We start from the raw sequence: 13,805 nt of genomic DNA, 5'->3' as shown, positions 1-13,805 counted from the left end.
GATCGAACACTACGACTTGACGGAGGTCGCCATGGGAAGCAAGCACTCCGACAACGGTTCACCGGCAGGCGCGGTCGCTGTGGACGACCCGGCCAAGGTCCGCAACGTCGTGCTCGTCGGCCCGTCCGGGTCGGGCAAGACGACGCTCACCGAGGCCCTGCTCGCCAGCACGGGCGTGCTGTCCCGCGCCGGGTCGGTCGTCGAGGGCACCACGGTCTGCGACCACGACCCGGCTGCGGTGCGGCAGCAGAGGTCGGTCGGCCTCGCCGTCGCACCGGTCCAGCACGGAGACGTCAAGATCAACCTGATCGACACCCCCGGCTACGTCGACTTCGTGGGCGAGCTGAGGGCGGGACTGCGGGCCGCGGACGCGGCCCTCTTCGTCGTCAACGCCTTCGAGGGCGTGGACGCGGCCACCATCGCGCTGTGGGAGGAGTGCGCTTCGGTCGGCATGCCGCGGGCCGTCGTCATCACCCGCACCGACCACCACCGCGCCAACTTCGGCAACGCGGTCGTCGAGTGCCAGGCGGCGTTCGGCGCCGGCGTCGTGCCGCTGTACCTGCAGGAGGGCGACGCGCTGGTCGGTCTGCTGACCTCCGGCGAGAACCACCCGGACGAACGGGCGGCGCTGATCGAGGGGATCATCGCCGAGAGCGAGGACGAGACCCTCATGGACCGCTACCTGGCGGGCGAGGAGATCGACCAGGACACCCTGATCGCCGACCTGGAGACCGCCGTCGCCCGTGGCGCGTTCCACCCCGTGATGCCCGTGTGCGCCGCGACCGGCATGGGCCTGACCGAGCTGCTCGACGGCATCACGCGCGCCTTCCCGTCACCGCTGGAGCACGAGATCCCGTCCGTGACGTCGGTGGACGGCATCCCGCAGCCCCGCGTGTCCGTCGACCCGGACGGGCCGCTCGTGGCCGAGGTGGTCCGCACCGCCGTGGACTCCTACGTCGGCCGCGTGTCGCTGGTCCGCGTCTTCTCCGGCACGTTGCGACCGGAACGGCCCGTGCACGTCTCCGGGCACGGCATGGCCGACCGCGGCCACGAGGACCACGACGCCGACGAACGCGTCGCACACATCTACTCGCCACTCGGCTCGTCGCTGCGAGAGGTGCCGTACTGCGTCGCGGGTGACCTCTGCGCGTTGACGAAGCTGACCACCGCCGAGACCGGTGACACCGTGTCGGCGCCGGACCAGCCGTTGCTCATGGCCCCGTGGGACATGCCGGAGCCGTTGCTGCCCATCGCCGTCGTGCCGCGCACCCGCAGCGATGAGGACAACCTGGCCCGCAACCTCAACCGCCTCGTCGCGAGCGACCCCACGCTGCGGCTCGACCGCAACGCAGAGACGCACCAGATGGTGTTGTGGTGCATGGGAGAGGCGCACGCCGACGTGGTGCTGGCCCGGCTGCGCGCCGGTGGTGCGGAGATCGACACCGAACCGGTGCGCGTGCCGTTCCGCGAGACGTTCGCGGGTCCGGCGAAGGGCCACGGCCGGCACGTGAAGCAGTCCGGCGGGCACGGCCAGTACGCCGTGTGCGACATCATGGTGGAACCGCTCCCCCGCGGCTCCGGGTTCGAGTTCGTCGACAAGATCGTCGGCGGCTCGGTCCCGAACCAGTTCATCCCTTCGGTGGAAAAGGGCGTGCGGGCGCAGCTGGCACGGGGTCTGCACGACGGCACGCCCGTGGTCGACGTCCGGGTGACGCTGGTCGACGGCAAGGCCCACTCCGTCGACTCGTCCGACGCGGCTTTCCAGACCGCGGGCTCGCTCGCGCTGAAGGAGGCCGCCGCCGTCGCGGGCACCCGGCTGCTGGAGCCGGTGGACGAGGTCGCGATCCGGCTGCCCGACGAGCACCTCGGCACCGTGCTCGGCGACCTGTCCGGACGGCGCGGGCGCGTGCTCGGCACCGAGGCGGACGAGGGCGGGCGCACGGTCATCCGCGCCGAGGTGCCGTCGGCCGAGCTGCTGCGGTACGCGATCGAGCTGCGGTCGCTGACGTCCGGCACCGGCACGTTCACCCGCCGCTTCTGCCGCCACGACCCGGTGCCCGACGCCGTGGCCGCCAGGAGCCGCGTCTGACCGTCAGCGGTGGAAGCGCGTCGTCTCCGCCACGGCCGCGCGTTCGAGTTCGAGGGCGCACCCGAGCGGCGGCCGAGACCCTGCTGGATCTGGCCGCCGCTGCCAGGCCCGTCAGGTGTTCTGGGGGAAGCCCAGGTTCACGCCGCCGTGCGACGGGTCGAGCCAGCGCGACGTGACCACCTTCGAGCGGGTGTAGAAGTGCACGCCGTGCGGCCCGTACGCGTGCGAGTCGCCGAACAGCGACTCCTTCCACCCGCCGAACGAGTAGTACGCCACCGGCACGGGGATCGGCACGTTCACGCCGACCATGCCCACCTCGACCTCGTTCTGGAACCGCCGCGCGGCACCGCCGTCGTTGGTGAAGATCGCGGTGCCGTTGCCGTACCGGTTGGCGTTCACCAGCTCCACGGCCTCCTCGTAGGTGCCGCACCGGACGACCGAGAGCACCGGGCCGAAGATCTCGTCGGTGTAGACCGACATCTCCGTGCCGACGTGGTCGAAGAGCGTGGGGCCGAGCCAGAACCCGCTCGCCTCGCCGTCGACCGGGTGGTCGCGGCCGTCCACCGCGAGCACCGCGCCCTCCCGCACACCGGTGTCCAAATAGGACGTCACCTTGTCGCGGTGCGCGCCGGTGACGAGCGGCCCCATCTCGCACGACCCGCCGGAGCCGACCTTCACCTCCGCCATCCGCGACTTGATCCGCTCGACCAGCGCGTCACCGGTGTCCCCGACGGCGACGACGACGGAGATCGCCATGCAGCGCTCCCCCGCCGAGCCGAAACCGGCCGACACCGCGGCGTCGGCGGCCAGGTCGAGGTCGGCGTCCGGCAGCACGACCATGTGGTTCTTCGCGCCGCCCAGCGCCTGCACGCGCTTGCCGTGCGACGTGCCCGTCTCGTAGACGTACCGGGCGATCGGCGTCGACCCGACGAACGAGATCGCCTTCACCACCGGGTGTTCCAGCAACCGGTCGACGGCCACCTTGTCGCCGTGCACGACGTTCAGGACGCCCGCGGGCAGTCCGGCCTCGGCGAAGAGGTCGGCGATGAAGTTCGCCGCAGACGGGTCCTTCTCCGACGGCTTGAGCACCACCGCGTTGCCGCAGGCGATCGCGGTCGGCACGAACCACAGCGGCACCATCGCCGGGAAGTTGAACGGCGAGATCACGCCGACCACCCCGACCGGCTGCTGGATCGAGTAGACGTCCACGCGCGTGGACGCGTTCTCGCTGAACCCGCCTTTGAGCAGCTGCGGGATGCCGCAGGCGTACTCGACCGACTCCAGGGCCCGCTGGATCTCGCCGCCCGCGTCGGACACGACCTTGCCGTGCTCCGCGGAGACGATCCGCGCGAGGTCGTCCTTGCGGCCGTTCAGCAGCTCGCGGAACTTGAACATCACCGACGACCGTTGCGCCAGCGAGGCGTTGCGCCAGGACGCAAACGCTTCCGCGGCCGCGTCCACCGCAGCGTCCACTTCGGACACCGAGGCGAAGGCGACCCGTGTCGCCACCTTGCCGGTCGCCGGGTCGTAGACGTCACCGGCCCGTTCCGGCTCACCGTCCCAGGACTTACCGCCGATCCGGTGCCTGACCAGGTTCTCGCCGCTCATGCCTTCTCCACCGCCTGCGCCAGGATGCCCAGTGCCTCTTCCAGCTCGTCCTCGGTCAGCGTCATCGGCGGGGCGAGCCGGATGACGTTGCCGTGCAGACCTCCCTTGCCCACCAGGAGCCCGCGCGCCTTCGACTCGGCCAGCACGGTGGCGGCGGCAGCGGCGTTCGGCTCGCCCTCCGGGCCGACGAGCTCGACGCCGACCATCAGGCCCTTGCCGCGCACGTCCCCGATCACCGGGTGCTTCTCCGCGATCTCGCGCAGGCCGCTCAGCAGCCGGGCGCCGAGCTTGGCCGCGTTGGCCTGGAGGTCGTGCTCCAGCAGGTAGTTCACCGTCGCGAGGGCGCCGGCCGTGGAGACCGGGTTGCCGCCGAACGTCGAGATCGAGTTGGCGGTGATCGAGTCCATCAGGTCGCCGCGGGCCACCACGCCGCCGATCGCCAGGCCGTTGCCGAGGCCCTTGGCGAACGTCATCGCGTCCGGCACCACGTCGTGCGCCTGGATGCCCCAGAAGTGCTCCCCCGTGCGGCCCCAGCCGGTCTGCACCTCGTCGGAGACGAAGAGGATGCCGTACTCGTCCAGCACGTCCTTGAACGCGCGGAACAGGCCGTCCGGCGGGGAGGTGAAGCCGCCGACGCCCTGGATCGGCTCGGCGATCATGCACGCGACGTCACCGGACGTGGTGGTCTCGATGATCTCGCGCAGGTCCTCGACGCACGCCTTGACGTAGTCCTCGTCGTCGAGGTGCCGGAACGGCGAGCGATAGCGGTAGCCGCCGTGCACCCAGCTGACCTTGATCGGCGAGAGCGCGGAGGCCGACCAGCCGCGGTTGCCCGTGATGGCGACCGTGGCGAACGCGCGGCCGTGGTAGCTGTTGCGCAGGGCCAGAACCTGCTCGCTGCGCCGGGCCTGGGTGGCGAGCATCAGCGCCGTCTCGTTGGCCTCGGTGCCGGAGTTGGTGAAGAACACCTTGGCGTCCGGGATGCCGGACAGCTCCGCGATCTTCTCGGCCAGCTCGACCTGCGAGCGGATGAGGTAGAGCGTCGAGCTGTGCAGGACGCCCGTGTCGAGCTGCGAGCGGATGGCGTCGCTGATCTCCGCGACGTCGTAGCCGATGGCGTTGGTCAGGATGCCCGCGAAGAAGTCGAGGTAGGTCGTGCCCTCGCGGTCGGTCACCCGGCGCCCGCTCGCGCTCGCGATCTCGATGGGCTCGTCGTAGTAGAGGGCCAGCCAGTTCGGCATCACCGCGCGGTGTCGTGCCAGCAGCTCCTTGTGGGCCATCACGTCCTCCAGGGGTCCGCACCTCCCTCGGAGTCTGCTGGCGCCGCGGGCCCACCGCCATGCACAACCTGTACCCGGATCAGCTGGTTGGCATTACGTTGTGTCCATGTACCCGACGGTGGCGGAAGTCGTCGCTCTGCCGGTGATCCGGCAGGGAAAGCCGCGTCTCGTGGCCGGGTCGGCCGGACTGGGCAGACGCGTCCGCTGGGTGCATGTGGCGGAGATCGCAGACATCGCGCCCCTGCTGCGCGGCGGCGAGCTGGTGCTCACGACCGGCGTGATCCTGCCGGACTCGGGCCTCGCCCGCTACGTCGAGGAGCTGGCCACCGTCGGCTGCGCCGGGCTCATCGTCGAGCTGGGCAGGCGGTGGCGCGACGACGTGCCCGCCGCCCTGGTCGCCGAGGCCGAACGGCACGGGCTGCCGCTGGTCACGCTCACCGAGGAGACGAAGTACGTCGCCGTGACCGAGGCCGTCGTGGGCCTGATCGTGGACGCCCAGCTGGCCGAGCTGCGGGCCGCCGAGCAGGTGCACGAGACGTTCACCGCGCTGACCGTCGCCGGTGCCGAACCCGCCGAGGTGCTGCGCGAGGTCGCCCGCACGTCCGGGCTGCCGGTCGTGCTGGAGACGCTCGGCCACGACGTGCTCGCCTACGACGCCGCCGGGCACGACCCGGTGCTGCTGCTCGACGACTGGGCGGCGCGCTCGCGGGCGGTCACGGTGTCCGAGCGGACCGCCTACGACACCGCGTCCGGGTGGCTGATCACGATCGTCGGCGCGCGGGGCGCGGACTGGGGCCGGCTGGTGCTCGTGTCGCCGGAACCGCCGCCGCACCGTCACGTCGTCGTCGCCGAACGCGCCGCCTCGGCGCTGGCCGTGCACCGGCTCGTGGCCCGTGACCGCGAGTCGCTGGAACGGCAGACGCACCGCACGTTGCTCGCCCAGCTGCTGGGCCAGGCACCGCAGTCGCCGGACCTCGGCGCGCGGGCGGCGGCGCTGGGCGTGCCGCTGGAACGGCGGCAGCTCATCGGCGTGGCCGTGCGGCCGGTGTCCGTGCTGCAGGGGCAAACGCTTGCCACGCAAGAGGTCCTGCGCGACCTGGCCGAGGCCACGGCGCTCGCGGGACGGCGGGTGACCGTCGCGGCACTGGTCGGCGTCGTGGACGACACGTCCGTGCGGGCGCTGCTCTCGGTGCCGATGACCGTGGGCGTGGAAGGGGTGCTGCGCAAGGTCGCCCGCGAGATCCACCGCACGGCCGCGTCGCCCGTCGTGATCGCCGTGGGCACGACCGTCTCGTCCACCACCGACGTCCGCCGGTCGCTGGGCGAGGCCGCGCACGTGGCCGGTGCGGCGTTGCGGGCGCCGGGATCGCAGCTCTACCACCGGCTCGACGACGTGCGGCTGCGCGGGCTCCTGCACCTGCTGCGCGACGACGAGCGGGTGCGGGCGTTCGCGGACCGCGAGCTGGGACCGTTGCAGGCACGCGACACGGCGCAGGGCTCACGGCTGGTGGAGCTGCTGCGGCACCTGTGCGAGAACGGCGGCAACAAGTCGGCGGCCGCCGCGGCGGCGCACCTCTCACGGACCGCCTACTACCAGCAGCTGGCGCGGATCGAGCAGGTGCTCGGCGTCTCGCTGGAGGACCCGGAGTCGGTGCTCTCGCTGTACGTGGCTCTGCTGGTGCACGAAATGGGCCCGTAGTCCACGGGCCCACTTTCCGCGTGCGAGCTCAGCCGTTGATCGTCGGCAGCAGACCCGACAGCACGTGCGGGTCCGACACCTCGGTGGGCACCTCGGCCGGCAGCTCTGCCGGGAGCGACGCGTGCACCGAGCTGAGGCGCGTGGTGCCGCCCTGGGCCTCCGGGGTCCTCACCTCGGGCAGACCGCCCAGGTTCGCCGAGACCGGGCTCGGCAGCGAACGCTCCTGCGCGATGCCCGGCAGCCCGGGAACGGGCAGGCCGCCCGTGAGCGGCGCGCCGAGGTGCGGGAGCTGCACACCCGTGGCCGCGTTGAGCGGCTCCGTGAGCTGGGTGGCACCGGAGAGGAGCTCGCCGGCGCCGGCCACCGGGAGGCCACCGGGCAGCTGCGGCACCTCGGCGGCGGTGGCCGAACCGGCGGCGAGCAGCGGGGTGGCACCGGCGGCGAGCAGAGCGGCGGCGCGGAACAGTCCGGAACGAGACACAGTTTCCTCAATCAGGGTTTGCGGGGGTTGACCTTCGTTTTCATCGGCGCGTTCGGTTCCCGGATTAATCCGCTCGATCGGGTGTTCAGGGCTTGAACCTCCCGCCACGGAAGGTCCTACGGTCGTCCCGTGACCCGTTGGAGCATCGGTGACCTGGCCAAAGCGAGTGGACTCACCGTCCGCACGCTGCACCACTACGACGAGATCGGTTTGGTCGTCGCGTCCGAGCGCACGCCGTCCGGTCACCGTCGGTACACCCCGGACGACGTCCGCCGCCTCTATCAGGTGAGATCGCTGCGCCAGCTCGGTCTTTCCCTGGAAGAGGTGCGATCGGCACTGTCGCGTTCGGACTCGCTGCGTCCCCTCTTCGAGGCCCAGCTGGCCGCGCTGACGACCCGGGCCCGTCAGGTGGAGGCGCTGCGGGCGAGGCTCACCGCGTTGCTGGACGGGCACACCACCGAGTCCCTTCTGTCCACTTTGGAGATGATGTCCGTGCACGAGAGCTACTTCACCGGCGGTCAGCTGTCGGAGATGAGGTCCCGCGCCGCCGCCCTCGGCCCCGAGGCCGTGGAGGAGCTGAAGGCGTCGTGGCTCGGCCTGGTGCAGCAGCTGCGTGCGCACATGGCCGACGGCACACCGGCCTCCGATCCGCGCGTGGTGGACCTGGCCGCGCGGTGGGACGCGCTCGGGGCGCGGTTCACCGGCGGCGACCCGGCGATCCAGGCCGCGGCGCGACGGTCTTGGGAGGAGAACAAGGCTTCGATCAGCGGGCAGATCGGGTGGCCTGCCGACGACGGGCTGGTGGAGTACGTGACGCAGGCCCGCGCGGCACGCGGCTAGTTCGTTTCGGCGCGAACGTCTACGCTGGTACGCCTTCCACCGCAGGGGGCCACGTGACCAGACCTTCGCAGCCGGACCCGCCGCCGGGCGTCCGCAACGGCATCGACAACAGCACCGTCGGCGGCCATGCCGTGCAGGCCGGGGCGATCTACGGCGGTGTGCACTTCCACAACGTCAGCCCGCCGCCCGTCCCGCCGGTGCACCAGTCCGCCGCGCCGACGTACCAGCCTGCTGTGCCCGCGTACCAGCACGTTCCCGGAGGCCACCGGCGACGCGGGGCCGCCATCGGCCGGTGGGTGCTCGCACTGCTGCCGTCGGTCCTCGGCGCCGCGATGGTCGGTGGTCTGGTCGACGAGGTCACCACCGAGGCGAACCTCGCTGTGCGACTGCTCGCCGTCAGCGCGGTCCTCACGCTCGGCCTCACCGGCATCAGCGCATGGGCGCTGGTGTCCAGGCGAGGCGTCGCCGACCTCATCGGGAGGGTGCTCGACAAGGCGACACCCCGCCCTCTGGCCGCGCTGTCCCGGAACGCGCTCATCGCGCTGTTTTCCTGCGTGGTGGTGATGTGGGTGGTCGGCTTGACGCACGGGCTGATGGAGACCGACCCCGTGAAGAACCGCGGAGGCGTCGGCGCGCTGCTCTACCTCACCTTCCTGGCGACGGTCACCGCCCGCCTGGCCTTCCGGCGCCGGTAAACCCGGTCACGTGCCGCGCGCCGACGTGAAAGGCTGGCCGTCATGTCCGCCCATGACGACGCCCGCCGCCTGCAAGCCGCCAACCCCGAGGGCTGGTTCGAGGACCTCTACGCCGCCGCGGACGCCGGCACGGCCGCGGTCCCGTGGGACCAGCCGCACCCGCAGCCACACCTGGTCGAGTGGGCGGCCCGGGGTCGACGGGACCGGCAAGACCGCGCTGGTCGTGGGCTGCGGGTACGGGCGGGACTCGGAGTTCCTGGCGTCGCTGGGCTTCGAGGTGACGGCGTTCGACGTCTCCCCCAGCGCGATCGCCGCCGTGCGGGAGCGGTACCCGGACTCGAAGGTCGCCTACGTCGTGGCGGACCTGCTCGACCCGCCCGCCGAGTGGCGCCGCGCGTTCGATCTCGTGGTCGAGAACATGACGGTGCAGGCGTTGCCGGTCGACCTGCACGCGCGGGCCATCGCGCGGGTGGCGTGGCTGACCGGGGAGCGGTTGCTGGTGCTCGCCGTGGCCCGGGACGAGGGGGCGGCGCCCGACGGGCCGCCTTGGCCGTTGACGCCGTCCGAGGTCCAGGCGTTTCAGACGGACGGTCTTTCGGCGGTGCGGGTCCGGCGTGACGAGGTGCGGTGGACCGCGGAGTTCGTGCAGCAAGTGGCCATGAACTGACAACTTATGGGGCAGTCGTGCCGCTTAGCGTGAATCATGCTCGTTCGCCGGATGGTCGCTCGTGCTCTCGACTGGCTGCTGGTGCTGGTCGTGGTGTGGCGTTGACCCACGAACCTGTGCTCGTGGTGCTTTGCGCCGCTGTGTACGACGTGCTGCTGCTGCGGCTCAACACGGTCGGCAAGGCGCTCATGGGGTTGCGGGTGGTGGGTCCCGTGTCCGGCTTGGACCTCAAGCGGGTGGTGACGCGCGCGCTCGTCACCACCGCGCTTCCCGGCGCGGGGGCCGTGCTCGGACTGACCGGGCTGGGGCTGCGGGAGCCAGCGCTGATGGCGGGGCTCGGCTGGCAGCAGCCGTGGGTGTTCGTCGGTGAGCCCGTCGCGGCCGTGTCGTCCGGGTGGCTCGCGCCGTTGCTGCTGACCGGCGGGTTCGCGTTGCTCATGCTGTCGGTGGTCGAGGCGCTGGACCTGCGCGGCACGCGCACGTGGCACGACCGCAGGGCGGGGACCGCCGTGGTGCGGCTCAAGGCCCGGCGCCGGGCGAACCCCCTGGGCTGAACGGGTACCCGCGACCCGGCCCGGTGCGCACAATGTGCGCCGATCATGACAAGCGTGGACACTCTGACACTGCCACACCCGCGACAGCGGTCCCAGGATTCCGGGGATGGAACCGACCGCGTTCGCCGTGTTTCAGCAGCGTAACAGGGGGTTGAACGATGGCAGTTGAGTCCTCCCCGCCCCAGGTCACACCGGACGGCCGCGTCGAACTGAGCGACGTGCGTCCCATCGAGGACAGCAGGTTCTACAACCCCGAGCTCGCCCCCGTGCCGGTCGAGCAACGCACGTGGAGCACCTACAACTTCTTCGCGCTGTGGATGGGCATGGCGCACAACATCCCCAGCTACACGCTCGCCGCGAGCCTCATCGCGCTGGGCATGGACTGGGTGCAGGCGTTCCTCACGATCACCCTCGGCAACCTGATCGTGCTCGTCCCCATGCTGCTCAACAGCCACGCGGGCACCAAGTACGGCATCCCGTTCCCGGTGTTCGCCCGCGCGTTCTACGGCATCCGCGGCGCCAACCTCGTCGCGTTGCTGCGCGCCTTCATCGCCTGCGCCTGGTTCGGCATCCAGACGTGGGTGGGCGGCAAGGCGCTGCACGTGATCATCGGCAGGCTGGCGGGCGACGGGTGGACGAACGCGGCGCAGGTCGGTGGCCAGCCGTGGACGTTGTGGTTGTGCTTCTTCGGTTTCTGGGTCGTGCAGATGCTCGTCATCTGGCGCGGCATGGAGGCGATCCGGCGGTTCGAGAACTGGACGGCGCCGCTGGTCAGCGTCGGGTTCCTGGTGCTGCTGGGCTACGTGCTGGTGAAGGCGGGCGGGTTCGGGCCGATCCTGGAGCAGAACAGCTCGCTCGGCTGGGGGCCGGACTTCTGGAAGATCTTCTTCCCCGCGCTGATGGGCATGATCGCGTTCTGGTCGACGCTCAGCCTCAACATGCCGGACTTCACGCGGTTCGGCGGCAGCCAGAAGAAGCAGGTCACCGGTCAGATCCTGGGTCTGCCGACCACGATGTCGTTCATCGCCATCGTCGCGATCCTGACGACGTCCGGCGCGCAGGCGCTCTACGGCGAGGCGATCTGGGACCCGGCGGACCTCGCGTCCCGGTTCGACAGCACCGCCCTCGTGCTCGTCGCCCTGGTGTCGCTGGTGCTCGCGACGATCTCGGCGAACCTCGCGGCCAACGTCGTGAGCCCGTCCTACGACTTCTCCAACGCCTTCCCGAAGCGCATCACGTTCGCGCTCGGCGGCCTGATCACCGGTGTCATCGGCATCGTCATCCAGCCGTGGCGGCTCATCTCCGACCCGAACATCTACATCTTCGCGTGGCTCGGGTTCTACGGCGGCCTGCTCGCGTCGGTCGCGGGCGTGTTCGTCGCCGGGTACTGGGTCGTCAAGAAGACGAAGCTGCACCTGGAGGACCTCTACCTCGACGGGCGGGGCGCGTACTGGTTCAACGGCGGCTGGAACTGGCGGGCCGTGGTGGCGACGCTCGTGGGCTCGGTGCTCGCGGTCGGCGGCGCGTACGGCGGGCCGTTCCCCGAGGGCGGGCTCATCCCGTTCCTCAAGCCGCTCTACGACTACAACTGGGTGGTCGGCTTCGTCGCCGGCTTCCTCGTTTTCCTGGCTCTGAAGGACAACTCGGCAAAGGAGACGACCAGGTGAGCAACATCATCCGGGCGGCGCTCGTCCAGCAGAAGTGGACGGGCGACAAGGAGTCGATGATCGCGAACGCGGTCGAGCACATCCGCAACGCCGCTTCCCAGGGCGCGCAGGTGTTGTGCCTCCAGGAGCTCTTCTACGGCCCGTACTTCTGCCAGGTGCAGGACGCCGACTTCTACTCCTACACCGAGGCGATCCCGGACGGCCCCACCACGGAGCTGATGAAGGAAGTCGCCGCGCAGAACAACATCGTGCTGATCGTGCCGATGTACGAGCAGGAGCAGCCGGGCGTCTACTACAACACCGCCGCGGTGATCGACGCGGACGGCACCTACCTCGGCAAGTACCGCAAGAACCACATCCCGCAGGTGAAGGGCTTCTGGGAGAAGTTCTACTTCAAGCCCGGCAACCTCGGCTACCCGGTGTTCGACACGGCGGTCGGGCGGATCGGCGTCTACATCTGCTACGAGCGCCACTTCCCCGAGGGCTGGCGGGCGCTGGGCCTCGCGGGCGCGAAGATCGTGTTCAACCCGTCGGCCACCAGCCGGTCGCTGAGCGAGTACCTGTGGAAGCTGGAGCAGCCCGCCGCGGCCGTCGCGAACGAGTACTTCGTCGGCGCGATCAACCGGGTCGGCGTGGAACCGCTGGGCGACAACGAGTTCTACGGCCAGACGTACTTCGTGAGTCCGCGCGGCCAGCTCGTCGGCGAGGCGGCGTCGGACACCGAGGAGGAGCTCGTCGTGCGCGACCTCGACCTCGACCTGCTGACCGAGGTCCGCGACACGTGGGCGTTCTACCGCGACCGCCGCCCGGACACCTACGAGGGCCTGGTGACGCCGTGAGCACACTCATCCGCAACGGCCTGGTCATCAACGCGACCGGTTCGCACGCCGCCGACGTGCTGATCGAGGGCGAGCACATCGCCGCCCTCGTCACGCCGGGGTTCTCCGTGCGGGCCGACGAGGAGATAGACGCGGCGGGCAAGTACGTCATCCCCGGCGGCATCGACGTCCACACGCACATGGAGATGCCGTTCGGCGGCACGCAGTCCGCCGACACGTTCGAGACCGGCACGGTCGCGGCGGCGTGGGGCGGCACGACGACGATCGTCGACTTCGCCGTGCAGCCCAAGGGAAGCAGTCTCCTGTCCACACTGGACAAGTGGCACGCCAAGGCCGACGGCAACTGCGCCGTCGACTACGGCTTCCACATGATCATCTCCGATGTGAACGACCAGTCGCTCAAGGAGATGGAGTCCTGCATCGCGGCGGGCGTGAACAGCTTCAAGATGTTCATGGCCTACCCCGGCGTCTTCTACGCCACGGACGGCGAGATCCTGCGCGCCATGCAGAAGGCGCGCGAGACCGGCGCCACGATCATGATGCACGCGGAGAACGGCATCGCGATCGACCAGCTCGTGGCGCAGGCCCTCGCGAACGGCCAGGGCGACCCGGTGCAGCACGGCCTCACGAGGCCGCCGGAGCTGGAGGGCGAGGCCACGTCACGGGCGATCCAGCTCGCGAAGGTGACCGGGTCCCCGCTCTACATCGTGCACCTCTCGGCGGCGCAGGCGCTCGACGCCGTCACCGCGGCGCGCGACACGGGGCAGAACGTCTTCGCCGAGACGTGCCCGCAGTACCTGTACCTGTCGCTCGAAGACCTGGCCCGTCCCGGTTTCGAGGGCGCGAAGTACGTGGCGTCGCCGCCGTTGCGGCCCAAGGAGCACCAGTCGTCGCTGTGGCGAGGGCTGCGGACGAACGACCTGTCCGTGGTGAGCACCGACCACTGCCCGTTCTGCTTCAAGGACCAGAAGCAGCTGGGCGTCGGCGACTTCTCCAAGATCCCCAACGGAATGCCCGGCGTCGAGCACCGCGTCGACCTGCTGCACCAGGGCGTGGTGAAGGGCGAGATCACCCGGGAGCGGTGGGTCGAGATCGCCTCCACCACCCCGGCGCGGATGTTCGGCATGTACCCGCGCAAGGGCGTCATCGCGCCGGGTGCGGACGCCGACGTCGTGGTCTACGACCCCGGCGCGACGCAGACGATCTCGGCCGAGACGCACCACATGGCCGTCGACTACTCGGCCTACGAGGGCTTCGAGCTCGCCGGCCGGGTCGACACGGTGTTCTCCCGCGGCCGCAAGGTGATCGCGGACGGCGCCTACCACGGCTCGACGGGACACGGCCGGTTCGTGTCCCGCGACCTCAACCAGTACCTGGTCTAGGAAA

Annotated in this window: 12 protein-coding genes; 9 read left to right on the top strand and 3 right to left on the bottom strand. The window is 70.6% G+C overall.

The genetic code is table 11. The annotated features are described in order from the left end of the window. The first annotated feature begins 31 nt into the window (after positions 1 to 31). On the top strand, positions 32 to 2,089 hold the full coding sequence (locus BLT23_RS33565; RefSeq protein WP_090057603.1) for an elongation factor G-like protein EF-G2: 2,058 nt from the start codon (positions 32 to 34) through the stop codon (positions 2,087 to 2,089). A gap of 111 nt (positions 2,090 to 2,200) precedes the next feature. Here the strand turns inward: BLT23_RS33565 and BLT23_RS33560 are convergent, their stop codons facing one another. Beyond that, positions 2,201 to 3,697, bottom strand: a complete 1,497-nt coding sequence (locus BLT23_RS33560; protein ID WP_090057309.1) for a CoA-acylating methylmalonate-semialdehyde dehydrogenase — start codon at positions 3,695 to 3,697, stop codon at positions 2,201 to 2,203. After that, on the bottom strand, positions 3,694 to 4,977 hold the full coding sequence (locus BLT23_RS33555) for an aspartate aminotransferase family protein (RefSeq protein ID WP_090057305.1): 1,284 nt from the start codon (positions 4,975 to 4,977) through the stop codon (positions 3,694 to 3,696). The genes BLT23_RS33560 and BLT23_RS33555 overlap by 4 nt, the downstream gene beginning before the upstream one ends. 106 nt (positions 4,978 to 5,083) lie before the next feature. On the opposite strand from BLT23_RS33555, the gene BLT23_RS33550 reads away from it, so the two are divergent. Further along, entirely contained in the window at positions 5,084 to 6,676 is a 1,593-nt protein-coding gene (locus tag BLT23_RS33550) for a PucR family transcriptional regulator (protein ID WP_090057302.1), read from the top strand. Positions 6,677 to 6,704: 28 nt separating this feature from the next. Here the strand turns inward: BLT23_RS33550 and BLT23_RS33545 are convergent, their stop codons facing one another. Further along, on the bottom strand, positions 6,705 to 7,157 hold the full coding sequence (locus BLT23_RS33545) for a hypothetical protein (protein WP_090057298.1): 453 nt from the start codon (positions 7,155 to 7,157) through the stop codon (positions 6,705 to 6,707). A 129-nt stretch (positions 7,158 to 7,286) separates the two neighbouring features. Here BLT23_RS33545 and BLT23_RS33540 point away from each other — a divergent pair, with 129 nt between their 5' ends. The 7 genes from BLT23_RS33540 to hydA all read left to right on the top strand — a co-directional run bounded on the left by BLT23_RS33540 (position 7,287) and on the right by hydA (position 13,801). Then, positions 7,287 to 7,997, top strand: a complete 711-nt coding sequence (locus BLT23_RS33540; protein WP_090057293.1) for a MerR family transcriptional regulator — start codon at positions 7,287 to 7,289, stop codon at positions 7,995 to 7,997. 53 nt (positions 7,998 to 8,050) lie between these two features. Continuing rightward, positions 8,051 to 8,692, top strand: a complete 642-nt coding sequence (locus BLT23_RS33535) for a hypothetical protein (protein ID WP_090057290.1) — start codon at positions 8,051 to 8,053, stop codon at positions 8,690 to 8,692. A gap of 223 nt (positions 8,693 to 8,915) precedes the next feature. Then, positions 8,916 to 9,359 (top strand): class I SAM-dependent methyltransferase, encoded by a 444-nt coding sequence (locus BLT23_RS33530; RefSeq protein ID WP_218133964.1) that lies wholly within the window; start codon positions 8,916 to 8,918, stop codon positions 9,357 to 9,359. 101 nt (positions 9,360 to 9,460) lie between these two features. Next, positions 9,461 to 9,913: an RDD family protein gene (locus BLT23_RS33525; RefSeq protein WP_176947042.1), complete on the top strand. Its 453-nt coding sequence runs from the start codon at positions 9,461 to 9,463 to the stop codon at positions 9,911 to 9,913. Positions 9,914 to 10,071: 158 nt separating this feature from the next. Further along, positions 10,072 to 11,580, top strand: coding sequence for an NCS1 family nucleobase:cation symporter-1 (locus tag BLT23_RS33520; protein WP_090057283.1), 1,509 nt, complete (start codon positions 10,072 to 10,074; stop codon positions 11,578 to 11,580). Further along, on the top strand, positions 11,577 to 12,419 hold the full coding sequence (locus BLT23_RS33515) for a nitrilase-related carbon-nitrogen hydrolase (RefSeq protein WP_090057279.1): 843 nt from the start codon (positions 11,577 to 11,579) through the stop codon (positions 12,417 to 12,419). The genes BLT23_RS33520 and BLT23_RS33515 overlap by 4 nt, the downstream gene beginning before the upstream one ends. Next, complete coding sequence (gene hydA / locus BLT23_RS33510) at positions 12,416 to 13,801, top strand: dihydropyrimidinase (protein WP_090057276.1); 1,386 nt, start codon at positions 12,416 to 12,418, stop codon at positions 13,799 to 13,801. The genes BLT23_RS33515 and hydA overlap by 4 nt, the downstream gene beginning before the upstream one ends. Positions 13,802 to 13,805 lie beyond the last annotated feature (4 nt).

Source organism: Lentzea fradiae (genome assembly GCF_900100955.1).
Classification (GTDB): domain Bacteria; phylum Actinomycetota; class Actinomycetes; order Mycobacteriales; family Pseudonocardiaceae; genus Lentzea; species Lentzea fradiae.
The sequence above is the reverse complement of the archived record's forward strand: the minus strand, read 5'-3'. Positions and strand labels throughout refer to the sequence as shown.